Annotated in this window: 22 protein-coding genes; 8 read left to right on the top strand and 14 right to left on the bottom strand. The window is 44.0% G+C overall.

The window, feature by feature from the left end; translation table 11 throughout:
* Positions 1 to 774, bottom strand: a complete 774-nt coding sequence (locus tag JHD69_RS07200) for a lytic transglycosylase domain-containing protein (RefSeq protein ID WP_199138807.1) — start codon at positions 772 to 774, stop codon at positions 1 to 3.
* 219 nt (positions 775 to 993) lie between these two features.
* Between JHD69_RS07200 and JHD69_RS07195 the strand changes: the two genes are divergently transcribed.
* Complete coding sequence (locus JHD69_RS07195) at positions 994 to 2,289, top strand: pseudouridine synthase (protein WP_199138805.1); 1,296 nt, start codon at positions 994 to 996, stop codon at positions 2,287 to 2,289.
* Positions 2,290 to 2,514: 225 nt separating this feature from the next.
* Positions 2,515 to 3,624 carry a lactonase family protein gene (locus JHD69_RS07190; RefSeq protein WP_199138802.1) on the top strand — a complete coding sequence of 370 codons (1,110 nt, stop codon included), beginning with the start codon at positions 2,515 to 2,517 and terminating at the stop codon, positions 3,622 to 3,624.
* 11 nt (positions 3,625 to 3,635) lie between these two features.
* Here the strand turns inward: JHD69_RS07190 and bshA are convergent, their stop codons facing one another.
* The 3 genes from bshA to tilS all read right to left on the bottom strand — a co-directional run bounded on the left by bshA (position 3,636) and on the right by tilS (position 6,793).
* Positions 3,636 to 4,775, bottom strand: a complete 1,140-nt coding sequence (gene bshA, locus JHD69_RS07185; RefSeq protein WP_199138800.1) for an N-acetyl-alpha-D-glucosaminyl L-malate synthase BshA — start codon at positions 4,773 to 4,775, stop codon at positions 3,636 to 3,638.
* Between the two features lie 204 nt (positions 4,776 to 4,979).
* Entirely contained in the window at positions 4,980 to 5,462 is a 483-nt protein-coding gene (locus tag JHD69_RS07180) for a hypothetical protein (RefSeq protein WP_199138799.1), read from the bottom strand.
* Positions 5,462 to 6,793, bottom strand: a complete 1,332-nt coding sequence (gene tilS / locus JHD69_RS07175) for a tRNA lysidine(34) synthetase TilS (RefSeq protein ID WP_199138797.1) — start codon at positions 6,791 to 6,793, stop codon at positions 5,462 to 5,464. The genes JHD69_RS07180 and tilS overlap by 1 nt, the downstream gene beginning before the upstream one ends.
* Before the next feature lie 163 nt (positions 6,794 to 6,956).
* Between tilS and JHD69_RS07170 the strand changes: the two genes are divergently transcribed.
* A complete protein-coding gene (locus JHD69_RS07170) occupies positions 6,957 to 9,230 on the top strand; it encodes an OstA-like protein (RefSeq protein ID WP_199138795.1) in 2,274 nt (757 codons plus the stop codon).
* A gap of 109 nt (positions 9,231 to 9,339) precedes the next feature.
* On the opposite strand, the gene rdgB is transcribed toward JHD69_RS07170, so the two are convergent.
* Both rdgB and JHD69_RS07160 read right to left on the bottom strand, forming a co-directional pair.
* Entirely contained in the window at positions 9,340 to 9,912 is a 573-nt protein-coding gene (gene rdgB, locus JHD69_RS07165) for an RdgB/HAM1 family non-canonical purine NTP pyrophosphatase (protein WP_199138794.1), read from the bottom strand.
* Positions 9,913 to 9,922: 10 nt separating this feature from the next.
* Positions 9,923 to 10,540 carry a hypothetical protein gene (locus JHD69_RS07160; RefSeq protein ID WP_199138792.1) on the bottom strand — a complete coding sequence of 206 codons (618 nt, stop codon included), beginning with the start codon at positions 10,538 to 10,540 and terminating at the stop codon, positions 9,923 to 9,925.
* Between the two features lie 215 nt (positions 10,541 to 10,755).
* Between JHD69_RS07160 and JHD69_RS07155 the strand changes: the two genes are divergently transcribed.
* From JHD69_RS07155 to JHD69_RS07135, 5 genes are all read left to right on the top strand, one after another.
* Positions 10,756 to 11,241, top strand: a complete 486-nt coding sequence (locus JHD69_RS07155; RefSeq protein ID WP_233165757.1) for a hypothetical protein — start codon at positions 10,756 to 10,758, stop codon at positions 11,239 to 11,241.
* 60 nt (positions 11,242 to 11,301) lie between these two features.
* Positions 11,302 to 12,666 (top strand): peptidylprolyl isomerase, encoded by a 1,365-nt coding sequence (locus tag JHD69_RS07150; protein WP_199138788.1) that lies wholly within the window; start codon positions 11,302 to 11,304, stop codon positions 12,664 to 12,666.
* The gene (locus JHD69_RS07145; RefSeq protein WP_199138786.1) at positions 12,667 to 13,629 is read left to right on the top strand and encodes an AAA family ATPase; all 963 of its coding nucleotides are present in this window, start codon (positions 12,667 to 12,669) and stop codon (positions 13,627 to 13,629) included.
* Positions 13,630 to 13,653: 24 nt separating this feature from the next.
* The gene (locus JHD69_RS07140) at positions 13,654 to 14,355 is read left to right on the top strand and encodes a hypothetical protein (RefSeq protein ID WP_199138784.1); all 702 of its coding nucleotides are present in this window, start codon (positions 13,654 to 13,656) and stop codon (positions 14,353 to 14,355) included.
* Between the two features lie 403 nt (positions 14,356 to 14,758).
* Complete coding sequence (locus JHD69_RS07135) at positions 14,759 to 15,157, top strand: DoxX family protein (RefSeq protein ID WP_199138782.1); 399 nt, start codon at positions 14,759 to 14,761, stop codon at positions 15,155 to 15,157.
* A 119-nt stretch (positions 15,158 to 15,276) separates the two neighbouring features.
* Here JHD69_RS07135 and JHD69_RS07130 read toward each other — a convergent pair whose 3' ends face one another.
* The 8 genes from JHD69_RS07130 to mutL all read right to left on the bottom strand — a co-directional run bounded on the left by JHD69_RS07130 (position 15,277) and on the right by mutL (position 24,274).
* Entirely contained in the window at positions 15,277 to 16,164 is an 888-nt protein-coding gene (locus tag JHD69_RS07130) for a glycerophosphodiester phosphodiesterase family protein (RefSeq protein WP_199138780.1), read from the bottom strand.
* Positions 16,165 to 16,305: 141 nt separating this feature from the next.
* Positions 16,306 to 17,160 (bottom strand): nuclear transport factor 2 family protein, encoded by an 855-nt coding sequence (locus tag JHD69_RS07125; protein ID WP_199138778.1) that lies wholly within the window; start codon positions 17,158 to 17,160, stop codon positions 16,306 to 16,308.
* 76 nt (positions 17,161 to 17,236) lie between these two features.
* The gene (locus tag JHD69_RS07120) at positions 17,237 to 18,226 is read right to left on the bottom strand and encodes a M28 family peptidase (protein WP_199138776.1); all 990 of its coding nucleotides are present in this window, start codon (positions 18,224 to 18,226) and stop codon (positions 17,237 to 17,239) included.
* Positions 18,227 to 18,297: 71 nt separating this feature from the next.
* Complete coding sequence (cysS, locus tag JHD69_RS07115; protein WP_199138774.1) at positions 18,298 to 19,758, bottom strand: cysteine--tRNA ligase; 1,461 nt, start codon at positions 19,756 to 19,758, stop codon at positions 18,298 to 18,300.
* A gap of 24 nt (positions 19,759 to 19,782) precedes the next feature.
* On the bottom strand, positions 19,783 to 20,892 hold the full coding sequence (locus JHD69_RS07110) for an endonuclease/exonuclease/phosphatase family protein (RefSeq protein ID WP_233165755.1): 1,110 nt from the start codon (positions 20,890 to 20,892) through the stop codon (positions 19,783 to 19,785).
* Positions 20,892 to 21,737, bottom strand: a complete 846-nt coding sequence (locus tag JHD69_RS07105; RefSeq protein WP_199138771.1) for a rhomboid family intramembrane serine protease — start codon at positions 21,735 to 21,737, stop codon at positions 20,892 to 20,894. The genes JHD69_RS07110 and JHD69_RS07105 overlap by 1 nt, the downstream gene beginning before the upstream one ends.
* Entirely contained in the window at positions 21,730 to 22,422 is a 693-nt protein-coding gene (locus JHD69_RS07100) for a rhomboid family intramembrane serine protease (protein WP_199138768.1), read from the bottom strand. Before JHD69_RS07100 ends, JHD69_RS07105 begins: the two co-directional genes overlap by 8 nt.
* A gap of 4 nt (positions 22,423 to 22,426) precedes the next feature.
* Entirely contained in the window at positions 22,427 to 24,274 is a 1,848-nt protein-coding gene (gene mutL / locus JHD69_RS07095) for a DNA mismatch repair endonuclease MutL (protein ID WP_199138766.1), read from the bottom strand.
* Positions 24,275 to 24,554 lie beyond the last annotated feature (280 nt).

The following is a 24,554-nucleotide window of genomic DNA, read 5'->3' as shown; positions in this document are numbered from 1 at the left end:
TTACTCTACATTGCTGCTGGTGCTGCCCGTATAGGCAATGAGTGCTCTTTGCCCCACGTAGCCATTGCGTACGGGGTTTTCTAAAATTTCTTTGACCGAAATCAACTTGTAAACATACCCTCCTGTTTCCCGGTTTAATTTCATTTTGAAATAATTATCCTGATTTTGCCTGTTAATCTGTCTCTTCATGTGCACATCGCCTACGTTATAGGCCGCGGCCACAAGCGTCCAGCTATCAAAGATTCCATAAAGCTCTTTGATATATTTACAAGCCGCAATAGTCGATTTTCTCAAGTTGTTGCGTTCATCCACCCGGCTATTCACTCGAAGTCCGTAGGTACGGGCCGTTCCGGGCATAAATTGCCAATAGCCGGCTGCACCTTTGGGCGAAGTACCGCCTTGAAGGCCTGATTCAACCAATGGAATGTACTTGAAATCGTTAGGAATACCATATTGGGCCAAAATAGGTTCTATAATCGGAAACCATTCTGCCGCCTTGCGGTGTAAACGATTAGTTTGCAGGTTATGGTAAGAAAAAGAGGCCAAAACCTTTTTCATCTTGCCATTTATTTTCGCGTCGCCCATGGGTAGGGTTTCTGCTGCAAATTCTAGTTGAGCTAGTGAGAAAGCCGGCTCTTCAGCTTCTTTTTTTAGGGTATTTTTGTTGTCCTTATCAAGACTTGTCTTTACTTCTGGCAGCGTATAAGCAAACACTTTTGCCATAACCAGTAATACCAAGATTACCGTACATGGAATGAGGTGTTTCTTTATCATCTTCCTCCTTTTTTTGGTGAACAAAATATACTTGGTGCGCAAAGGTACATTTTATTAACCTAATTATCAAATAGTTATGAAATTAAGTTTAAAAATCAGGCTTTAAATAACTTTAAACGCAGATTCCATTTTTCTCAATTTGGCCAAAATTTAAGGGTTTGGATTACGAGATTTTTGCTAAATTTGCATCCGCATAATTCATGCGCTTAGAGGCATATCATGATCAGAAACAACAACAGGAACAGTCGCGATGACAAGTCCAAATCGGGCAAAGGAAGTACAGGCAGCAAATCTACAGGTACAGACAAATCCCAAAGCAGGTTTAACGACGCAACAGGAAGAGACGACAGGCGGAAATCCGGCTTCGACTCGAAAGAGAAAAGAGAATATAAACCAAGAACCGAAAGCGGTTACAAATCCAGAGAAACAGGAGACGACAGACGCAAGTCTAATTTCGACCCCAAAGAAAAAAGAGCATACAAACCCAGAACCGAAGGCGGCTTTAAAGCTAAAGAAGGATTTAATAAGCCTTGGGATAAAAAAGAGGGCTCTCGCCCATTCAAAGCCGCCAGTTCTAAAGACGGCATTACCGAAAGCAAACGCAGCTATACCAAAAGAGACGGCCAAACCGGAGAAGATTTCAAATCAGGCGACAGGAGAAGTAGCGCGCCGAAAAGCTTCGATAGCCGTCCGTTCAGAAAAAGAGAAGAAGGCAGTTTCAAGCCACGCAAAGAAGATAAAGGCGAAAGGGTTGCTCCAGCTACCCGCAGCCGGAAGCCCGTTGCTTCAAAAGACGACGACCTGATCCGCCTGAACCGCTACATTGCCAATTCGGGCATCTGCTCGCGCCGCAAGGCCGACGAACTGATCGAAGCCGGTGTAATTAGCGTAAACGGCGTTCCGGTTACCGAACTGGGCCACAAAGTTGACCCTTACAAAGACGAAGTACGCTACAATGGCGAAGTGCTTAAACGCGAAAAGAAAGTTTATGTACTCTTGAACAAGCCTAAAGACTATATTACTACTACCGACGACCCACAAGAACGCCGCACGGTAATGCAATTGGTAGAAAAAGCCAGTCGCGAACGGATTTACCCTGTGGGACGCTTAGATAGAAATACGACCGGATTATTGTTAATGACCAATGATGGCGAGTTGGCGGATAAGCTGTCGCACCCTAAAAATGGCATTACCAAAATCTATCACGTTGAGCTGAACAAAAACCTAAGCCAAGGCGATTTCAACAAAATCGAGTTTGGCTTGGAACTGGAAGATGGCCTGATCAAACCAGACAACATTTCTTACGTGGCCGGAGCCTCAAAAAAAGAAATCGGCATCCAGATCCACAGTGGCAAAAACCGCATCGTACGCCGCATATTCGAACACCTGGGCTATGAGGTAGTTAAGCTTGACCGCGTAGTTTACGGAAGCCTGACCAAAAAGGATTTGCCAAGAGGCAGGTGGCGCTTTTTGGAAGAACACGAACTGATCCAGATTAAACATTTAATTAAATAAGGCGGAAGGTTTGAAGTTGAAAGTTCAGAGTTGAAAGGCCAGAGTTGAAAGAGGAGGTGCCTGAAAGACGGCTGGTTAAAGAACCAAACAATAAGGCTAAATCATTCATCAACTCAATCGCTTTAGGCGCCATTCTTGGCTCAAATCAATTTTTTTTAATTAAATTCACTCCATAAAGACAACTTTAAACGTTGTCTTTTTTTATTAAGCTTAAATTCCGGAACCATGAAAAAATTGTTTTTCCTTACCGTTGTCCTTCTTTTTGCGGCCAATGCCCATGCACAACATTACAATCTGCTGGTAGGCACCTATACCAACAAGGGCAATAGCGAGGGGATTTATGTGTACGACTTCAATACCCTGAACGCCGAAACCAAGTTAAAAGCCGTCGCCAAAAACGTAGTCAACCCAAGTTATTTGGCCATCAGCAAAGACAAGAAATTTGTATATAGCGTAAACGAAGATGGAAAGAACAGTGGCGTAAGTTCGTTCAAATTCAACAGCACGAGTGGCGATTTAAGCTTCATCAACAGAAAGGCATCGGAAGGTGCCGATCCCTGCTACATCAGCGTTGATGATAAAAACGTAATCCTGGCCAATTACAGTGGCGGAACCATCAGTGTTTTTGGTCGCCATGCCGATGGTTCTTTAACCGATGCCAAGCAGGTAATCCAACATACAGGCAAAAGCATCGACCCTCAAAAAAGACAGGAAAGCGCGCACGTGCACATGGTGCAGTTCACTCCCGATAAAAAATACTTGATCTCGAACGACCTGGGCGAAGACCGGATTTATATCTACAACTACAATCCCATTAGCAGAAACAAAGTCTTGAGCATAAAAACAGTCATCAAAACCAATGCAGGAAGCGGCCCAAGGCACTTAACCTTTAGTCCGAACGGACGTTTTGCCTATTTGGCCCACGAGTTTAACGGCAGCATCACCGGCTTTGTTTACGCCAATGGCACTTTGAAAAAGATCCAGGAGATGGCTACTGCCGACAAAAACTTTACCGGCAGAATCGACGGTGCCGACATCCATGTAAGTGCCGACGGCAAATTCCTTTACGAAAGCAACCGCGGTGATGCCAATACCATTAATGTGTTTGCTGTTTTGCCAACAGGCATTTTGAGGTTTGTAGAAAGCGTAAGCTCTTTGGGCAAAGGCCCGCGCAATTTCAGCATCGATCCATCGGGCAAGTTTTTGCTGGTGGCGCACCAATACACTAACGAGGTAGTGGTTTTTAACCGCAACAGCATTACCGGCAAACTCACCGACAGTGGCAAACGAATCAATGTTGGCGTACCCGTTTGCCTAATATTTAGCAAACTATAAACACAGCTGTATTAATTATTTACTTTCGATTGCTCCAATACTTCGTTGTAGAATTCTACATACATGGGCAAGATTTTCTTCAAATCGAAGTCTTTGGCTCTGGTTAAGGCATTTTCCTTAAAATAAGCCAACACATCTTCATTGCTTAGAATGGTAATGGCTTTATTGGCCATATCGTCTATATCGCCTACATTGCACATGTAGCCACAAAAATCGTCGATGTTCAGCTCTGGTAAACCGCCTGCATTCGAAGTAATGACAGGTACTTTGCAGGCCATCGCTTCCAGGGCAGCCAAGCCGAAGCTTTCCGATTCGGAAGGCATGATAAAGAGATCCGAAACCGAGAGGATTTCTTCAACCGCATCCTGCTTGCCTAAAAACCTTACGTTTTCGCAAATGTTAAGCTCCCGGCAAAGCTGTTCATTGGCCGTACGCTCGGGTCCGTCGCCTACCATCAACAATTTAGACGGAATACGCTCCTGTACCTTTTGGAACATTTTGATGACGTCTTCGGTGCGTTTCACCTTCCTGAAGTTGGAGGTATGGATCAAAATGCGCTCGTTATTAGGGGCAATGGCTTTTTTGAAATGATCTTTAGGCTTCAGGCTAAAGCGGGCAAAATCGATAAAATTCGGAATAACCTTGATTTCTTTTTGAATGTCGAAGTGCTTGTAGGTATCTTCCTTAAGGTCTTGCGATACGGTAGTAACACCATCGCTTTGGTTAATAGAAAAAGTAACCACCGGTTTGTAGGTGGCGTCTTTGCCTACTAAAGTAATATCGGTGCCATGCAGCGTGGTTACAAACGGAATATTGATACCATAGGTAGCCAAAATCTGCTTGGCCATAAAGGCGGCCGAAGCATGCGGAATGGCATAATGTACATGCAACAGGTCGAGCTGTTCAAACCTGACCACATCTACCAGCTTGCTGGCCAGGGCCGATTCGTATGGAGCGTAATCAAACAGCGGATAATCCCTCACCGAAACCTCGTGGTAAAACAGGTTGGCAGAGAAAAAATCGAGCCGGGCCGGTTGGCTGTAAGTGATGAAATGAACCTGATGGCCTTCGTTAGCCAGTGCTTTGCCTAACTCTGTAGCTACTACACCGCTACCGCCAAAGGTAGGATAACAAACAATTCCTATTTTCATCTAGTTGTTTCTTTTAATAAGCTAATTAAGTATTCCATTTAATCAAAACCAGATTAAATTAACGAAAGCAAATTAACTTATATCTTATGTATTAATTGTTATCTGCCGGTAATAAAATGGAGAGATTATCAGTTGGCAGTTATCAGTTTACGGTTTACAAATCAGTCGACGCGTAATTAAAATCTGTTAACCTGTGGCTACAAATCAAGACTTCATTTCAGCCTGGATCACGAGGTACATCTCGTTAGGTCTTTGTGTACCGATGAAATATTCGAGGCCATCCCGATCGGTTAGCACGATGGCATCTTTGCCAGAAGAATAGAATCTGATGCTGCCTTTTCTGTGCAGGTTGTAAACCGGATTATTGAAAAAATAATTGCTGTAAGTAGCCTTGCGCACCTTTACAATGCTGTTCAGGTCAATTTTAACGCGCTTGGCCGTCCAAAGTCCATCAATAATTACGCTCTTGTTTTCGATGCGGATTTTATACTGGATCAGAAACAGCAGAATAATCGAAACACCAATAATGCCAAAGCCCACTACCAGAAAAAGATCTACGGTATTGTCTCTATCGCGCTCATACACGTAGGCCCCAAAACAAAAGGCCGCCATGACCAAACGAATGGCAATGCGGATATAATCGCGCCCAATGTATTGTTTTTCGATATAAACGTGCTTTTGATCCATTATTGATTTAACAGTTCGAATATAGCAACTTTTTTCGTTGTTGCATTGACTTTATATCTATTGTCTTGCCTTAATCCGGCTACCCAAATTATTTCGCCATTACCGTTAATCAGCAAAGGAATGCGTTCTTTTTGGGGCAACGGTACTTTTTCGTCGATCAAAAAATCGCTCAGTTTCTTGAACTGCCTCATTCCCAAAGGCATAAACCTATCGCCATCTTGTCTAAAACGCAATATCAACGGAAAAATAAGCTGCGCAACATCTACGTAAGCCTTATTCGGATTGGTTTCGTACACCCTCGCCTCTACATAAGAAAGCGCGATTTCCTGGCTGCCAATCCAGCTATGGCTATCTTGGGGGTGCACCAGGCAATGTTCTTCGTTTTTCTTCTCCACCGGCGAAATAATCAGCGTTTCCCTATCAATGGTTGCGCGATGGCTCGAGCTGTAAAAAGAAGTACCGCTCTGCTTATCGAGCGATGCCAAAATCCTGTTTACTACATGGGCACTAAAATTAAAGGGCTTCAGTAATTCGAACAACAAAAGCTTTTGGGGCTTTAGCTCCTTGATTTTTGCTATTTGGAGATGGCAATCGCCATGTTCTACATACATTATGGCCTGTCGGGTTTCGGCAACGATGCGCTGTACCAGTTCTTCCGTTTCGGCAAAACGCTCCATATTCTCGACAAAGGTCTGCTCCAGCTTGGGATTGAGTTCCTGCAGTTGTGGCATTACCGTGAGGCGAATACGGTTACGGGCATATTTGCTGCTCTCGTTAGAGCTGTCTTCAACAAAACTGATGTTATCTTCATCTATCAACTGGTCTATTTCTTGGCGCGACAGAAATAACAAAGGCCTGATCAACTTATCGCGTTTGGGCAAAATACCATGCATGCCACTAATACCCGTACCCCGAACCAGGTTAAGCAACAGGGTTTCTATCGAATCGTTTCGGTGATGGGCCAGCGCAATGTAATCGTACCCCAATTCTTGCCGCAATTGCTCAAACCATTGATATCGAAGTTCGCGTGCGGCCATCTGTGTCGACAGCTGATGCGTATCGGCATATTCGCTGGTATTGAAATGCGCAATGGCTACAGGCGCTTCCAAATCGGCAGCCAGCAATTTCACAAAACTCTCGTCGCGCCGCGATTCGTCGCCACGCAAATTAAAATTGCAGTGGGCTATACTAAAATGAAATCCGGCGAGTTTAAATAGCTGTGCCATCAATACCGAATCCTTACCTCCACTCACGGCCAGGAGGATTTTATCTTCCGGCTCAAAAAGGGCATTCTTTTTGATATAAGCGATGAACTGGGTCAATGGCAACATAATCCAAAATTATCTATTTTATAACGATTGTACTTAAAATATAGAACAAAAAACGCTTCCGCAAAGCCGAACCATTTAAAATGAAGGACAAAAGCCCTTGCCAAACCCTAAAACAAAAGAATTAATCAGCTGAAAATACTAAGCAAAAACTTAACTTTGTAACGTGCAAAAATTACGCTTTTTCTTTCTTCTAGTCCTTTTGCCCAACTTGTTGCTTGCGCAGCAGCGCACCAAGATCATCCTGCAGGGTTCGAGCCAGGCCAAGGTAGATACGAAAACCAACATCACTTATGTTAAAAATCCTATTTTTAGACAGGATAATGCCATTTTAACTTGCGATAGTGCCGTTTTCTATACCGAAAGAAATTTTTTCGAAGCCTATAAAAACGTACACATCAACCAAGGCGATACCGTCAATATCTTTTCCGATTTTCTCGATTACGACGGCAATGCCAAGATGGCGCACCTCAACAGCAATGTACGGATGGTAGACCCCACTTCGGTGCTCACCACCAATGTGCTCGATTACAACATGAATACCCGTATTGGTACTTATACCGACGGTGGCAAAATAGTCAATAAGGAAGGCGTAACCCTAACCAGTAAAAAAGGCTGGTACTTTGCCTTTAGCAAAGATGCTTTTTTCAGGTACAACGTGGTGGTGGTAACGCCGCAAAGCGTCATCAAATCAGATACCCTTCGCTATAACACCCTAAGCAGTTGGACCTATTTTTACGGCCCAACCAACATCAAGGGCAAAGACGACAACCTTTATACCGAAAACGGGCTTTACAACACCAAGTCTGAAAATGCCTATTTCGACAGAAACAACCTCTATACCAACGGTTCGAGATCATTAAAAGGCGATAGCTTGTATTATTACGGCAAAAAAGGCTATGCCAAAGCGGTGAGGAATATTGTTTACATCGACACTTCAGATAAAACCGTAATGCGTGGCCAACTTGGCGAGTATTACAAAGCGGACGAACGGGTTTTGGTGACCAAAAATGCCTATGTGGGTATAGGAACTGACGATTCGGTAATGGTGGGCAACAAGAAGGTCCCTGATACGCTTTGGCTGGGTGCCGATAGCCTGGAGGCACAGAAATCTTTTGTCAAAAACATCAAACTGCTTAATAAGCCTATTATTGAAAAAGACAACGAAGTAGGTGCCGAAGACGAAAAAGCGAAGGAAGAAAAGGAAAAAGAGAAAGCGGCGGCCAAAAAGGAAATGGCCAATGCCAAGCTTTTAAACAAGTCCGTTGTACCAACCGAAAGCACAAAAAAATTAAGCCGAAAGGAAAGAAAAGAAGCCGAACAAAAGGCCAAAGATACCAAAAACACGAGTCCGCCAAAATTATTGGCAGACAGCATACTGCTCACCAAAGCCAAGCTCCGGCTCGATAGCATTAGACAAGATAGTTTGCTTAACGTGCAGAAACAGCAAGCGCTGATCAAGGCCAAGGACAGCTTGAAAACTGCTCAAAAGATGGCAGACAGCTTGAAAAAAATTACGGTAGCTGGCAAAAAACCGGCAACTGTTGATCCAAAGGCAAAAGCTGTAGCGGCCAATAAAGCCAATCTCGCTGGCAAGACCGGCAAGGACAGCGTAGCTGTGTTTAATCCCGCCGATACCGTTACCGCCAGGGTAATTAAGGCTTACCATAATGTAAGGGTATACAAATCGAATATGCAGGCCATAGCTGATTCATTGTACTACACTTCGGCCGATTCGGTACTGCGCTGGTACAAAAACCCTATTTTATGGTCTGACGGGTCCCAACAAACCGGCGATACCATTAACGTATTCTTTAAAAACAAGAAAACACATAGCTTTCAGGTACTGCAAAATGCATTTATTGTGAACCTCGAAACCGATACCACCAAATTTAACCAGGTAAAGGGCAAAAAGATTACCGGCTTTTTTCAAAACGGCGAACTGCGCGACATGTATGTAGACGGCAATGCCGAGAGCATGTACTACAACAAAGACAAAAACGGCAATTACGACAACCTCAACCAAACGGTGAGTGGCCGTATCAAATTCAGGTTTGCCGACAAGGAACTTTCTGAGGTAACCATTATCAAGAAAAACGAGGGCACCATGTTCCCTATCGATAAAATGCCAAAGGAACCTTTGCTAACCGGATTTATCTGGAAACCAGAATTAAGGCCAAGAAGCAAAGCCGATGTGATTAAAGGCAGGCCAAAAGCCAAAGCTACGCCCAAGACGGCTCCTGCCGACAAATCGAAGACGGGCGACAAAAACAAGGGTGTTGACCCTAGTGGAGTGAGGCCTATACTGCCCGCCAAAAAACCAGTTGCCAGCGCTACCCCAAAAGAGGCTGGGCAAAAACCAGCTCCGCTTGGCAAGCCCTTAGAGCTGGAGCCGGTAAAAACCGATACCGGAAAAGTTATTTTACCAAAAAAGGGTTGATGATAAAGGAAATAGGGCTACTGAAGATGGATTTGGTTGCTTTTAACCGTCACAAAGCGGATCATTAAACTTAATGAATCATAATTTCTACCTAGCTAAAAGAAACGACTTATCCTTTTAAAAATGCGATGAGTTGTTGCATGGCCAAAGCCCGGTGGCTGATTTTGTTTTTCAGTGCCAAATCCATTTCGGCAAAAGTTATACCGAAGCCTTCTGGCTCGAAGATAGGATCATAGCCAAAGCCATTGGTTCCTGCAGGTTCTTGTCTGATATAACCGTTAATGACCCCTTCAAACAAATGGTTTTCTCCGTTTTGCATGAGTGAGATTACGGTTTTGAAACGCGCCTTGCGATTGGCTACCCCCTCCATTTTTCGCAATAGAAATTCAAGATTAGTTTGATCGTTTTTAACGCCACTGTAACGGGCCGAATAAATGCCGGGCTCATTATTCAAGGCCTCTACCTCTAAGCCGCTATCGTCGGCAAAGCAATCCAGCTGGAAGTTTTCAACGACATAGCTGCTTTTCAGGGTAGCATTTTCGGCAAAAGTATGGCCTGTTTCCGGAATATCCACCTCGCAACCAATGCCAGCCAGGTTCAACACTTCATAGGCAGGTGCCAGCAGGTTACTCACCTCTATTGTTTTATGGGCATTATTGGTGGCAAAGACAAGTTTTTTCATGATAGACCGGCTATTTTTTGAGTTGCTGCAAGCTACCCCAAAGCATTTTTTTGCTCTGTTGGTCGCTATCCAGGCTGTGCAGGTTATGGGTAAAAACAAATTGGATATTTTCGAGCATGGCCAATTGGTGCAAAGGCTGTTCGGCCAGTTCGAGCTGTTGGGCAGTTACCCCAAAAGACAGCACCAGCTTGCAACTAAAGAAAGTGCTGAAATCCCGAAATTTGGCTCCGCCATAATTCGCATAATTAACCAAGGCAAAATCGTTGGCAGTAAGTTCAATGGCTTTGACCAATTTGCGCAACAGTTCCCTCCCCTGTTCCGTACTCACCTCGTTTGCATTATCGTTAACCAAAATAAGGATCTGTTTCTGGTTTTTGCCCAAAAACTTGAAATCGAAACCGCCTTTTGGAGCTGTTTGCGGGCTTGGCATGGCAGGCAGGGCCACCACTTTTTCGGTTTTTGGCTCAAGTTCGGCTTTGGGCAAGGCAACAGGGGCCTGCCCGGGCACTTGGGCAGACACTACCCTAATTGGTTCAACAGAAGTCGCTTGCACATCTTGTCGCACCAAATAAACGTCTTCAGTAAAAAATAAACGTAAAGCTTCTGCGTTATTGGTAAGTTGGTTCACCTTCTTCTCTTTTCTGTTGAAATTATTTTCTGTTAAAATTAGTTAAATATCTTATTATAGCGCCTTAAATTATTACTTTTATCCATTAAAATTTATAGCTGTTGTCTCTTGTGAGAAAAGTCTGTTGCATTTTTATTTTCTGTTCTTTGGTCCATGTTGCTTTTGCTCAAAATGTTGCCTCCGTTAACGGCAAATCCATCAGCAGCAAAGAGTTTATGTGGGTCTACAAAAAAAATCATGCAGGGGTGGCCAGTGCCTCCTACCAAGACTTGGCTGCCTACCTTAACCTGTACATTAACTTTAAGCTGAAGGTAATGGACGCCAAGGCGATGGGACTGGATGCCGATACGGCCTATAAAAAAGAAATTAATGGTTACGAAGATGCCCTGAAAGCGCAAAGAAAAACCTCGCCCAAAAACATAGAGTACAACTTCATCATGAACGAGTACCGCGAAGGTGTGCTGATGTTCAATGTTTCGGAAAAGAAAATCTGGAGCAAGGTACAGGACGACGAAGCGCAAATCCATAATTTCTACAGCAAAAACGCGGGCAACTATGCCGGCAAAAGCTTTGAAGATGTCCGTGGACAGGTAATTGCCGATTATCAGCAAAGCCTCGAAGACCAATGGATCAAATCTTTAAGAGCCAAATATACCGTAAAGGTAAACGACGACGAACTTAGAAAGCTGGCCAAGCCTTAAAAGCCCGGTGTTAGCCGAATAATATTAACTTTGCAACAGAAATAATTGAATACACCCATAATGAAGAGATTTCTAATCATCGCAGGCTTGCTAACTTGCCTGTTCATCAATGTACAAGCACAAAAAACAACCATAGATAAAGTAGTGGCCGTAGTAGGAAGCAACGTGATCCTCCTCTCCGACCTCAACCAGCAATATGCTATTTTCCTCAACCAGGGAAATCCGCCCGATACCAAGGTCAAATGCTACTTCCTGCAACAAATGCTGATCCAAAAACTGTTGAAGCAACAAGCTGAAATCGACTCGATTATGGTTGACGACAGCCAGGTTGATGATGCTTTGGACAAACGCATGCGCTACCAGATCCAACGTATGGGCGGACAGGAGCGTTTAGAGCAGTTCTTGCAAAAATCGGTGCTTCAGTACAAAGACGAAATGAGACCAGAAGTAAAAGAAGGTCTTATTGCCGACAAAATGCAGCAAAAAATTACCGAAAACACAACTGTAACGCCTTTAGAGGTTAAAAAATATTTCGAAAGCTACAATAAAGACAGTTTGCCCGACATTGGTACAGAAGTAGAAGTTGGCGAAATTGTACTTTACCCTAAACTAACCAAAGCCGAAAAACAAAGGTATTACGACAAGATAGAATCGTACAGGTTGCGGATCAAAAGTGGCGAAGACTTTGGCTTTTTGGCCAAAAGCTATTCTGAGGATCCAGGTTCTGCCTCTGAAGGTGGCGATATGGGCTTTATCGACAGAACCACCATGGTTAAGGAATTTACGGCTTGGGCATTTAAGCTTAAAGCTGGCGAAATGTCGCCGGTATTCGAAACCGAATATGGCTACCATATCCTTCAGGTCATTGAGCGCAGGGGTGAGCAGGCACACGTGAGGCACATTTTGATCAGGCCACAAACTACGCCAGCCAGTTTAGACCGCATCAAGCTCAAAGCCGATAGTATCTATAAAGACATCACTGATAAAAAACTGCCGTTCTCCTCTGCCGCATCGCTCTACTCAGACAACAAAGAAACCCAATACAATGGCGGTATGATGCTTTACGCCGATAACCAAACGGCCAGAACAACCTTTATCCCGGTAGAAAAACTTGATCCTTCGGTATTTGTGGTTATCGATACCATGAAAGTTGGCGAGGTTTCGAAACCTATTCCATTTAGCAGTCAACAAGACGGCAAGGAAGGCTATAAATTGTTCTTCTTAAAGTCTAAAACCCCGCCACACAAGGGCAATCTGGAGCAGGATTACCCCAAGTTTAAAGAAAGGGCGCAACAGGATAAAAATGCAAAAGTAATGAGCGAGTGGTTTGAAAAACGCAGAGAAACTACTTATATTAGGATCGACGACGAGTTTGCTACTTGCGACGAGATGAAACTTTGGGTTAATAAAGACAAGAAACAATAGATGCAATTTAATAACGAGGTCGAAGCGGTAGATGCCCTGCACCAATCTTTCAAGAACATTAAGGCCGAAATTGGCAAAGTGGTTATTGGCCAAGACGAAATCGTAAAATCTGTACTAATCGCCATATTCAGCAATGGACACTGCCTTTTGGTAGGCGTTCCCGGATTGGCCAAAACCTTATTGGTGCAGACCGTTGCCAACGTTTTAGACCTCGATTTTAACCGCATCCAGTTTACGCCCGACCTAATGCCCAGCGATATTATCGGGGCAGAGATTTTAGGTGAAGACCGCCATTTTAAATTCATTAAAGGCCCTATATTTTCGAATATCATTTTAGCCGACGAAATTAACCGTACACCTCCAAAAACACAGGCAGCCTTATTGGAAGCCATGCAGGAAAAAGCGGTTACTGCCGCCGGCCATACCCATACCCTACCACAGCCTTTCTTTGTATTGGCTACGCAAAACCCTATTGAACAGGAAGGCACCTATCCCTTACCCGAAGCACAATTAGACCGTTTCATGTTCAATATCCAACTCAACTACCCCTCGTTTGCCGACGAGCTGACCATTGTCAAAAACACCACCAGCAACAGGGAAATACAGCTGAACAAGATTGTTAGCGCCAGCGAAATCCAATATTTCCAAAAATTGATCAGAAATATTCCGGTTACAGATAATGTATTGGAATATGCCGTCAAGCTGGTAGCCAAAACCCGTCCAAATACCGAGTTTGCTTCTACAGCTGTGAACAATTACATTTCTTGGGGAGCCGGCCCTAGGGCTTCGCAGTTTTTGATTTTGGGCGCCAAATGCCATGCGGCCATTTCGGGTAAGTACGCACCGGATATTGAAGATGTACAGGCCGTTGCCGAGCCTATCTTGCGTCATCGCATTGTGCGCAACTATCGTGCAGAAGCCGAGGGATTATCGATAGAACAACTCATTAAAGATTTATTTTGATCGGGTAATTTCTAAATTTGGGCTATGACGCTCACAAAAAACTATGTTTTATCTAATTTGGCTTCGCTTCTTCCTCTGATAGCCCTATGCCTATTTTTGGGGGTTGGCCAATCCGATCAAATTAGAAACGATAAGCGAGCCAACATCATCGAAATTGGGGATTATTCATTCGATTTCCCCACTGATTTTAAATTAGTAAAAGAACAGGGAGTAGATTCATATGTTGGCCGGATAGAAGGCAATACCTATAGCTTTGAATTTGATTTTGGTCTTTATACAAGTACATTAATTGAAAGCCCAGACGAATACCTTAAGGATGGGGATTGGCGCTTTGAGCTTCCTGAAAGATTCATAAGGCCCAATATAACCTATAAAAACAACGAGCCTAAAGTTGAAGTGCTTTCCATCAGACAAGCCAACCAAAGAGACAGTTTAATTGGAAAAGGTTGCGATTATATAGCACGTTGCCGACACAAAAAAAATATTTTCAACTTCCCAATTTATTTGCCAAAAGATACCAAAGCCCATTACTTTAAAACTGACACCCTTAATAAGATATACAGAAAAATAGTTTATGCCAAAGACCCCAAAAAAGGAATTACCGGTATATACCTTAGCAGGCTCAATAGCAAAAGGAGCTTAAGCCTAGTGGCACATCATTTAAGTCACAAAGAGCAAGAAATGGCATTAAGAATCTTTTCTACAGTAAAGCAAATAAAAAACTAAACGACATGTTTCACAAGGAATTTACATTGGTTTATATCATACATTTGCTTACTATCGGAGTTTTGCTATTTGGTTTAATAAGAGCTAAGAAGCGAAAGTTCTATACGGTTAACCTCATCATATATATTGTATATTTCTTATACTTGGCTTCTGTTTTTGCGGATGAAGAGAACTTTAGGTATGGAGGTTCGCTAGCTATTTTATTTTATACGGCTATTTTGCCTATTATTCATTTACTTATCTTATTCCTGATCTATCTATTCGGGAAGTTTTTTCATGGCTAAATAGCAGAAAAATGAATAAGTTCTAAGCCCGCCTATGCGAAAATCACCAAGCTGTTCTCGGTTTGCTGCATAGAGAAATTATTTGGGTACCTTAATCAGGATAACCTTTTAAATCCTGCATGAAGAACAGCATTTTTATCCTCCATATCGCCATTGCCGTCATTTTGCTTACACATGCCTTGCCCGGCATGTTCGATGGTGGAATCCATAGTTTCGGACAGGACTATTTAAACCAGATCGGCTTTGCGCCCGTGGGCGTACCCTTGGCTTGGGCCATCAAATTGTCGCATGTGGCTTGTGCCATCCTTTTAGTGGCCAACAAGTGGGTAAAGCCTGCCGCTTTGCTCACCATTGCTATACTTGTGATGGGCATTATACTTGTTCATTTTAAAGAGGGCTGGTTTGTGGTTGGTGGCGGGCGAAACGGCGTAGAATATAATTTGCTGCTCATCTGCGTATTGGTAGCGATCATGTTCAACAATAAGCCCAAGACTACCACGATCCAATCGCAACTATAGTTTCCAGTCTAAATTATTGGTGGTAATCGGTTGTGGTTACCTTGCCGCCAAAAATGCTTTTTTGTCTCTGTATTGCCTTAATTTTTTTCACGCTGCGATAAAGCTTTCACCAAGTTTAATTAATTGTTACGATTAAGCTGTCCCATTAAATTTGGATAGTCGGTTACAATGCCGTCAACCCCCAAATTCATGAGGTATTCTATATCAGCTACCGAATTAACCGTCCATGGAATAATCTTCACTCCAGCGGCATGGCATTTATCAACCAGATTCTTACCCACCAACACCGAATAGGGGCTATAAATGGTTGGTTTAAAGCCCAACTCCTTGATGTTATTCTCAAAATCCTCCTTCTCGTCGATGCCCAATGAAGTGCGCATTTTCGGATATTTCTGGTGCAGGTATTTTAAAGAACGCATATCGAATGATTGGATGATCACCCTTTTTTCCAGCTTTCTTTCCTTGACAATACCCATGATGATATCTACAAATTCTTCCGGGCTTGGCTGAAATTCGCCATCGCCATTGCGGATCAGCTTGGTTTCGATGTTATAATCGGGCTTAGGCAATTTCTTCTGTTTGACGTAGTTTTCTACCGAATCCAGCAGTTCGCCCAACAGGGGTTTGTAAGCCGCTATTTTCTGCTGACCAGGAAAGCGTGGATGGATTTTGCTGCCGACATCAAATTTCTTTACTTCTTCGTAATTCATCTGGTAGATATTATATTTTTTCTGGTCTTTCAAGGTAATCGGCTTGCCATCGGGGGTTAGGCTAAACTCGAAGTTAAAATAGGGCTCCTGCGAAACAACAGCCTGTCTGTCTTTAGAAATGACGATCTCCATTTCGAGCGTGGTGGCACCCAGCTCGAGGCCTTTGATCATTCCGGGGATGGTATTTTCGGGCATGATGCCACGCGCGCCGCGGTGTCCTTGCACATCGAATTTTTTTTGTGCCAAGGCGGTTAATGAAATCGAGCAAAAAATCAAGAAAAGTAGGTGTTTTTTCATGTCCATTTTCGAGCAATAATGAAGCCAGTTTTTGAAATGGCGAGCAGGGAACAGGCTCAAGCCAAAAGACCTTTAGCCACTAAACAAAAAAGGATCCCAGCATAGCCAGAATCCTTGAAGGTTTATATTTGGTTGGTTTGGTTAACGTTCGGCCAAGGTAAATATTTGGGTCATGATATTCCAATTGCCATCGCTCTGGCGTTCCCAAATAAACAGGTAATTAAAGCTTTCGCGCAAATCGGTTTTGTAGTCGATAGTGGCCACACCATAAGTATAAGCCAAATCGCCACCCAATGCCTTATCGGCAGCCGTAGTTTTCAAGTTGATTTTGTCTACCATACGGTTGTTGAAGGCCTGGATGCTTTCTTTACCGGTAATGGTTTCTGTACCTGGGAACAACAATTGCGCATCTTTATTCAAGAAACCTGCAAAAGCGCTTGGTCCATAAGACTTCAAGGTAGCATTTAATGTTTTTTCGGTTGTTAAAATCACATCCCTGCCTGCTTTCAGCTCTTTTTCTGTTGCGAATTTTGGCGTAAAATGATCTTTAGGCTCTACAAAATTGGCAACTGCCTTGTTTAAAGGCCTGTTGGTTTCGGCTCCAAGGTCGAGAATGAGTTCCCATTTTCCGTTTTTGGCTCTCCAAACCGAAAGGTAATGGCCATACGATTTTTGTTCGCCATTAATGACATAGGCACCGCTGGTAAAGCCCCAATCGCCGCTTCTCGATACACGGGCGGTTGTTGGCGTCCAGCTCAACGATTTCATGTCGGTTGCTGTGGCATAGAATTTTTTGGCATTGGTAGGGTTTGGCCTAAATACCAGGGCATCTGCTGCCGTATATTTTAGAAAAGCTGCATTTGCGCCTTCTTTAGCCGCATCTTCGGCAAATGCTTTTTCGGCATTAACCAACGATTTTGTTGTTCCATCTGATTTTTGTGCATAAGCACCTACGCTCAAAGTGGCCAGTAAAGCGGTGTAAATGATTTTCTTCATGATTAATTTTAATATGGTAGCGCGAATATAAGATTTGGGCGTAAACACCGGCCAAAAAGTATTCCACAATTACACATTAACTAACGGGTTGCTCGCGATAGATGGTCTCCAGCATGGTTTGCCCCACCGCTTTCAAGGTGTTCTTGTCAATGTTGTTCAGGTTATCGAGCTGCGTATGCCAGTTCATGTAAAAACCAGTGGCATCTGAGTAATGGATTACATCAATACAAGGAATACCCGCTTGGTTTACCCAAAAATGGTCGTCGATCAAGTTGCCTGAAGGCACATTGACAAAATAGGCCGAATAGCCGATTTCATTGCCGATATCCCATACTTTCTTCACAATTTGTGGTGCATATTTTCTAGAAACCTCGTCTTGCGTAAATTGGGCGTTGCTACCGCCTACCATATCTAGGTTGATGGCATAAAGTGGCTTGTAACCTTTTACAGGCTGATTTTTAACCCAATATTGCGAGCCTAGGCACCAAGTGGTTTCGTTTACCGATTCGTCATTGGCCTTGCCATAATCTTCAATATCCCATAAAATAAAATCAACCCCTACATTGGGCTGTTTTTGTTGCAGTTGTCGGGCCATTTCCAACATCACAGCCACGCCGCTGGCGCCGTCGTTGGCGGCGTCAAAAGGTTTATCGTGCATATTGGCATCGGGATCCTGGTCCGAAAATGGGCGTGCGTCCCAGTGTGCGGTGATCAATACCCGCTGTTTTTTCTCTGGATAAAAAGCCGCGATGATATTTTTTAGCTGATGGCTCTTGCCGTCGTAGGTTTTGGTGGCACCTTCTTGTACAAACACTTGTCCGCCAAAAGATTTGAATTGCTTCACCAAATAATCGGCACACGCGGCGTGGGCTTTGGTTGAGGGAATGCGAGGGCCAAAATCAACCTGGGCCTTGGTGTAGGCCAAAGCACTGTCGGCATTAAAATCTGGCGACACAAGCTTCACTTCTTGTGCGGGCTGGTCGGTTGTTGCACCTGGCTTGTTGTTATTGCAGGCCGCTAACACGGCAAGTGCAATCAGGGCTAGCGGTAAATACTTTTTGATCATGAAATTCTTTTTTATATTAAATAGCAAAGACTAAAGCCAAAAGACTGCGGACTACACCATCTACTTCCAACCTAAACCTTGCTCCAGGTGGTTCCTTCTTTGCTGTCTTTTAACTGGATGCCTATTTTTTGCAAGCCTACCCTGATCATATCAGAAGTGGCATAATCTTTATTTTCTTTGGCTTCTTTGCGCAAGTTAATCACCATATCCAACACCTCATTAAACTCGCCGTTGCTGGTGTCTTCGTCTTTCAGTCCAAAAATATCGGTTACAAAATCATCCATCAGCTTTTTCAGGGCCTCAAGTTCGGTGGCCGAAATCTTGGCGCTGCCGTCGTAAACCGTATTGATGATGCGAACAGCTTCAAAAAGTTCGGCAATAACTACCGGACTGTTGAAATCATCGTTCATGGCATTGATACAGTTGATGCGGATCGGTTCGATGGCTACATCGCTCTGTTCGCTGGCTACCAGCTTTGGCAAAAGGGCGATGGCATTCATCATGCGCTTGAAGCCCTTTTCTGAAGCATCCAACGCATCGTTAGAAAAATCCAAGGTGCTTCGGTAATGAGCCTGCAGCATAAAGAACTTCACCGTCATGGGGCTATAGCCTTTTTTAAGCAAGGGATGGCTGCCCGTAAACAGCTCTCCTGGCAAAAAGCCGTTACCTGCCGATTTAGACATCCGGGTGCCATTAACCGTTAGCATATTGGTATGCATCCAATATTTAGCTGGCTGGTGATGGCTACAGGCTTCAGACTGTGCAATTTCGTTGGTATGGTGCGTAGCGGCCAAATCCATGCCTCCCCCGTGGATATCGAATTCGCTGCCCAGGTATTTGGCGCTCATGGCCGAACACTCGATGTGCCAACCCGGAAAGCCCATGCCCCATGGCGATGCCCACTGCATCAGGGTTTCGGGCTTGGCTTTGATCCACAAGGCAAAATCCAATCGGCCGTGCTTATCGCCCTGGCCATCCAGTTCTCTGGTATTGGCCAACAGGTCGTCGAGGTTGCGATTGGTTAAAATGGTATAGTTGTATTTTTTGCTGTACTTTTCTACATCGAAATAAATGGTGCCATCTACCTCATAGGCATAGCCGTTATCCATGATGACTTTGATCATTTCAATCTGCTCGATGATATGACCGGTTGCGGTAGGCTCGATGCTTGGCGGCAGGGTATTGAACATGCGCAACACTTCGTGGAAACCCAACGTATATTTCTGTACAATTTCCATCGGCTCCAACTGCTCAAGCTTGGCGCGCTTTGCAAATTTATCATCGCCCTCGTCCCTATCGCCTTCCAAGTGGCCGGCATCCGTAATATTCCTTACGTAGCGAACTTTGTAGCCGCTGTATTTCAGGTACCTGAAAATAAGGTCGAACGAGATAAAAGTTCTACAATTGCCCAAATGCACATCGCTGTAAACGGTTGGCCCGCACACGTACATGCCCACATGTGGTGCATTTAGCGGTTCGAATACTTCTTTTTTTCGAGAAAGGGTATTGTATAATTGGAGATCTTGTATCATGCTGCAAATGTAAATAAAAACCGTTTAAGGCTTGCTTTTTAAACGCAGGTCGCTGCGAACAGGAAAATGGTCTGACAATTTTGCTTCAACAATATGGTAATTAACCACTTCAAAGTCTTTTGTGGTGGCAATATAATCGATTTGAAAGTTCGGGAATTTGCCATTATAAGTGCGCCCCAAGCCTCTTCCCTGTTTGATGAAGGCATTGTTCAGCGAATCGGTCATTTGGGTTACCGCATAAGAAGCGGGCGTGTCGTTAAAGTCGCCGGCAATAATGTAAGGAACCGTACAGGTACGCATGTGGGCCTTCATGATACCTACCTGCTCGCTGCGCTTTTTGAATGCGCTCCTCAACATGCGTACAATGCGCTTAGAAGGATTCATCTGCGGATCCATTTCCTTTACCTTTTCTAAATAGGTATAATCTTCTTTTTCGAAAGAGATCGATTGCAGATGGATGTTATAAACCCTGATGGTTTGGCCGTTCACATCCAGGTCGAGGTAGATGCTCTCGTTGCCTGCATTTGGCTCGAAAATAATCTGACCCTTGTTTTTGATGGGATATTTAGAAAAAATAGCCAATCCAATAGCCTCCGATTGGCTTTTCATGGTAGGCTGAAAATAATAATACTGGGTGTTGAGCATTTTCATCAGGCTATCAACCGTATCAAAAGGTCCTTTGTAGCGGGTATAAAATTCCTGGAAACAAATGATGTCGGGATTTTGGGTCTTCACTACATCGAGCATCTTGGCTTTTATCCCTTGCGTAATCTCTTCGCCATAGGGCTTAAAATTGTGCACGTTGTAAGTCATCATCCGCACCAAGCCGGCTTCTTCTTTTTGGTTGGCACCCACTTTGCCAAAAAGTCCGAAGGTAGCAATAAGCGTATGCCAGCCACTGCAAATTACCACCACTGTAACCAAGCTTAATATCCAGCGCCGGCGCAACACCCACCACACCAGCATCATTACATTACCCAACAAAAAGAAAGGATAAGCCAACCCGAAAAAGGCCAGTAAGATATGTTGCCTTGGATCGTTTTGACCGGCCAAAATACCACAGACCAGGCCGATAACCAGTACAGCACTGATCAACAGCAACAACTTATCGAGAAAGGTAAACTTCTTCTTCATCAATTTTTGCTGGCCTTGAACAGCGTTTCTTTTTCTTCTTTGCTCAATTTATCGTAACCGCTTTTAGAGATCTTATCCAAAATGGCATCGATTTCGTTTTGGTTGATATGGCTTGTATTTTGCTTTACATTTTCGTTCCGAACCACTTTCAGCTTTGGCCTGCGCTTAAAAACCGTGCTCATATCGTAGCCGTTTTGCAGCAGTTTGATATAAACAAAGCCAAACAAGGCGCCGCCCAAATGGGCCAAACTGCCACCGGCGTTGCCATCGGCTGTACCAATCAGGTCTAAAACGATGTAGGCTAGCAACAAGTATTTCATTCTGACATTGCCGATAAACAACAAGCGGATTTCGTAGTTGGGTATCAACGTGGCCAAAGCCGCCATTACCGCCATTACGCAGGCCGATGCGCCAACGAGCGGAATGCCGACAAATTCCTTAAAAGCAGGAATGAAGTTAAAAATAAGTGCAAAAAAGATAGCACCTGCAATACCACCACCCAAATAAATGACATGGAATTGCCGGGGCTTGATAAAATCGAGCAGCAGCTGCCCCATCCAATACAGCCAAAGCATATTGAACAGGAGGTGCAGAAAACCATCGTGAAAAAACTGATAGGTAATGAGGGTATAAAACCGGCTCAGCCATAGTTCAGGACTTGACGGGAAGGCCAGGTATTGGTATACCAGTCCATCAACCAAACCTCTTTGTCCCGCCAAAAAACAAACTAAACCTGCCAGGCCAACCACTACAAAAATAAGCACATTGAGCCCTATATAGGCCATAGCAGGGCTACCTGACCTCAAAAACTTCAGCTTTAAATCGTACCAAATATTGTTATTCATAATAGTCGTAAAAGGTATTCTTGTTCTTCCAAAGCTTAACCAAGATATAGCCGATCAGGGCTCCACCCAAATGGGCAAAGTGCGCCACCGAATCGCCTTTAAACTGACTGAAGCCCAAAAACAATTCTATAACGATATAAATCGGAATAATATATTTGGCCTTCACCGGAACCGGAATAAACATGATATATAATTCAACATTTGGATAAAGCATGCCAAAAGCAACCAACAAGCCAAAAATAGCGCCAGAGGCCCCTAGCATCGGGGTTGAATAGATATCCCTTAATTTTGTAGCCGCTGCCAAATCGGTAATATTCAGGCCGTAAAGATTATTGATTGGGCTACCTGTAATCTGGTAAACCTCAAAAGCCTGTACCGCCCATTGCAGCGCCAAAGCGCCCAGGCCGGTAATCAGATAAAAATTAATGAAACGTTTGCCTCCCCAATGCGCTTCTAAAATACTGCCGAACGAGTAGAGGGCAAACATATTGAAGAAGATGTGCGCCAACCCTCCATGCATAAACATATAGGTAATGGGTTGCCAAATCTTAAAGAATGGAGAGTTAAAATAAAAAACAGATAGATTTTCAACCATAAATTCTCGCTGAAACCAAGTGGCTGCAAAGAAAATGATATTGATAATGAGCAGGTTTTTGACTACCGGAGGAATATTTAAGTTATTCATAAAATTACTTTTCAAATTTTTGGATCAGCTCGGCCAAGGTAATGGTTTGGATTACCGGCCGGCCACCAATGCTAAAGTTAGGAGTTTTACAGGCAAAAAGTTCTTCAATCAGCGCATTCATTTCCTGTTGGCTCAATACCGTACCGCTTTTAATGGCGCTGTTACGGGCCATGCTTCGGGCCAAGGCATCGCGCTTGTCTAATTTAAGTTCTTGCTGCGAATTTTTAAAGCCTTCTATTAGGCATTCAAACAGCTCGGTTTCGTTGATGTTGCTGCTGCCCAAATCGACCGGAATGCCTTCGATAACCAGGGTATTTTTACCAAACTCGCGCACTTCAAAACCCAGGCTCTTGATATCGTCGAGCAGGCCTTTGGCCAATTCGTAATCGTTGGCACTCAAAGTTACCGTTTGTGGAAACAGGCTTTGTTGCGAGGCGCCCTTGCGGTCTTCCAGGTGCAGCAAAAACCTTTCGTATAAAATACGTTCGTGCGCCGCCTGCTGGTCGATGAGCATAATGCCAGATTTGATCTGCGAAACAATATAACGGTTATGGATCTGCATAAATTGTTTCTGCACAGGCTCAAACTGTTCGTCGCGGGGCGAGCTGCCCAAGTCGATGCTCGCCTGTTCAGGCTGCTGGTGCTGTACCACCTCGTACAACGAACCCCAATTCTTGGCGCTAGGCGCATGCGACACGGGGCTTCTTGAGGCAAAACTGCCCGAACTGGCCGGCTTGCTTTGGGCAAAAGGATTAAAATCGGGGTTAAAAGAAATGCTCGGAGGCACAATATCTTCGGGTGCAATGGGGCTGATCATGTTGCTAAAGCCCGTTTCCTGGTCAAAATCGATGGTTGGACTGATATTGAACTTGCCCAGTGATCTTTTTACCGCCGAATGGATAATGGCATAGATGGATTTTTCATCCACATACTTGATCTCGGTTTTGGTAGGATGCACGTTCACATCAATTTTTGCCGGATCGATATCGATGAATAGCACATACAAAGGAAAGTTATCATCGGGCAACAGTTCTTCGTAGGCCCGGTTAATGGCATGGTTCAAATAACCGTCTTTGATAAAGCGCTCATTTACAAAAAAGAACTGTTCGCCCCTTGTTTTTTTGGCAAATTGGGGCTTGCCGATAAAGCCTTTGAGGTTAATAATGGTGGTTTCTTCTTCTACCGGAATTAAGCGCTCATTGTAGTTATTGCCCAGCAAATGCACGATGCGCTGTTTCATGCCCGAGGCCGGCAGGCGATAAATCTCTACCCCATCGTGGTGCAAACTAAAGGCAATATGGGGCCTGGCTAGCGCAACCCGCTGAAATTCGTCGATGATGTGGCGCATCTCGGCCGGATTGCTCTTCAAAAAATTTCTTCGTGCCGGAATGTTATAAAACAGGTTTTTGACGGCGATACTGGTTCCGTTAGGGCAACCAGTTGGTTCTTGTTTGATAAAAGTCGAACCTTCGATCTGAATTAGGGTACCTACTTCGTCTTCATGGCGTTTGGTTTTCATTTCAACCTGCGCAATGGCGGCAATAGAAGCCATCGCCTCGCCCCTAAAACCCATGGTACGAATGGCAAACAAATCTTCGGCCTTGCGCACTTTCGAAGTGGCATGGCGTTCAAAACAGAGGCGCGCATCGCTAATGCTCATGCCGCAGCCGTTATCTATCACTTGGATCAGGGCCTTGCCTGCATCTTTTACAATCAGCTGTATCTTGTCTGCCCCTGCATCTATGGCATTTTCTAAAAGCTCTTTTACCGCCGAAGCCGGTCGCTGTACCACCTCACCTGCCGCAATCTGGTTGGCAACACTGTCGGGTAAAAGTTGAATAATATCAGACATCTATTATGGTTGTGTAAAGGTGCTAATTTAGCGAAAATAAGCCTTATCCATAAGCCTGTTTTCACAATACTGATACTAAATGACTTAACTATGTGGTTCAATGGCCCATGAGCTCATTGGTTTGTTGGCCGTTGCCGGGTTTTAAAGAAGTGGGTTGAACCGGGGCAAAAATCACAAGCTTTTTATATCTTTAAAGCATGAAACCATCATGGTGCATGAAAGGTGAAAGGATCAAACAAACCAGCAGGATTTTAAAAGGTCTCTACGCCAGTTTCATTGC

This window comes from Pedobacter sp. ASV12 (assembly GCF_016429155.1).
Lineage (GTDB): Bacteria > Bacteroidota > Bacteroidia > Sphingobacteriales > Sphingobacteriaceae > Pedobacter.
Note: the sequence above shows the minus strand (reverse complement) of the source record. Positions and strands in the feature narration are given on the sequence as shown.

What these genes read in the sequence shown, in the direction of transcription:
- JHD69_RS07200 (WP_199138807.1), bottom strand. Translation starts at nt 774, where the DNA reads ATGATAAAGAAACACCTCATTCCATGTACGGTAATCTTGGTATTACTG.
- JHD69_RS07195 (WP_199138805.1), top strand. Translation starts at nt 994, where the DNA reads ATGATCAGAAACAACAACAGGAACAGTCGCGATGACAAGTCCAAATCG.
- JHD69_RS07190 (WP_199138802.1), top strand. Translation starts at nt 2,515, where the DNA reads ATGAAAAAATTGTTTTTCCTTACCGTTGTCCTTCTTTTTGCGGCCAAT.
- bshA (WP_199138800.1), bottom strand. Translation starts at nt 4,775, where the DNA reads ATGAAAATAGGAATTGTTTGTTATCCTACCTTTGGCGGTAGCGGTGTA.
- JHD69_RS07180 (WP_199138799.1), bottom strand. Translation starts at nt 5,462, where the DNA reads ATGGATCAAAAGCACGTTTATATCGAAAAACAATACATTGGGCGCGAT.
- tilS (WP_199138797.1), bottom strand. Translation starts at nt 6,793, where the DNA reads ATGTTGCCATTGACCCAGTTCATCGCTTATATCAAAAAGAATGCCCTT.
- rdgB (WP_199138794.1), bottom strand. Translation starts at nt 9,912, where the DNA reads ATGAAAAAACTTGTCTTTGCCACCAATAATGCCCATAAAACAATAGAG.
- JHD69_RS07155 (WP_233165757.1), top strand. Translation starts at nt 10,756, where the DNA reads ATGTGGGTCTACAAAAAAAATCATGCAGGGGTGGCCAGTGCCTCCTAC.
- JHD69_RS07150 (WP_199138788.1), top strand. Translation starts at nt 11,302, where the DNA reads ATGAAGAGATTTCTAATCATCGCAGGCTTGCTAACTTGCCTGTTCATC.
- JHD69_RS07145 (WP_199138786.1), top strand. Translation starts at nt 12,667, where the DNA reads ATGCAATTTAATAACGAGGTCGAAGCGGTAGATGCCCTGCACCAATCT.
- JHD69_RS07140 (WP_199138784.1), top strand. Translation starts at nt 13,654, where the DNA reads ATGACGCTCACAAAAAACTATGTTTTATCTAATTTGGCTTCGCTTCTT.
- JHD69_RS07135 (WP_199138782.1), top strand. Translation starts at nt 14,759, where the DNA reads ATGAAGAACAGCATTTTTATCCTCCATATCGCCATTGCCGTCATTTTG.
- JHD69_RS07130 (WP_199138780.1), bottom strand. Translation starts at nt 16,164, where the DNA reads ATGAAAAAACACCTACTTTTCTTGATTTTTTGCTCGATTTCATTAACC.
- JHD69_RS07125 (WP_199138778.1), bottom strand. Translation starts at nt 17,160, where the DNA reads ATGAAGAAAATCATTTACACCGCTTTACTGGCCACTTTGAGCGTAGGT.
- JHD69_RS07120 (WP_199138776.1), bottom strand. Translation starts at nt 18,226, where the DNA reads ATGATCAAAAAGTATTTACCGCTAGCCCTGATTGCACTTGCCGTGTTA.
- cysS (WP_199138774.1), bottom strand. Translation starts at nt 19,758, where the DNA reads ATGATACAAGATCTCCAATTATACAATACCCTTTCTCGAAAAAAAGAA.
- JHD69_RS07110 (WP_233165755.1), bottom strand. Translation starts at nt 20,892, where the DNA reads ATGAAGAAGAAGTTTACCTTTCTCGATAAGTTGTTGCTGTTGATCAGT.
- JHD69_RS07105 (WP_199138771.1), bottom strand. Translation starts at nt 21,737, where the DNA reads ATGAATAACAATATTTGGTACGATTTAAAGCTGAAGTTTTTGAGGTCA.
- JHD69_RS07100 (WP_199138768.1), bottom strand. Translation starts at nt 22,422, where the DNA reads ATGAATAACTTAAATATTCCTCCGGTAGTCAAAAACCTGCTCATTATC.
- mutL (WP_199138766.1), bottom strand. Translation starts at nt 24,274, where the DNA reads ATGTCTGATATTATTCAACTTTTACCCGACAGTGTTGCCAACCAGATT.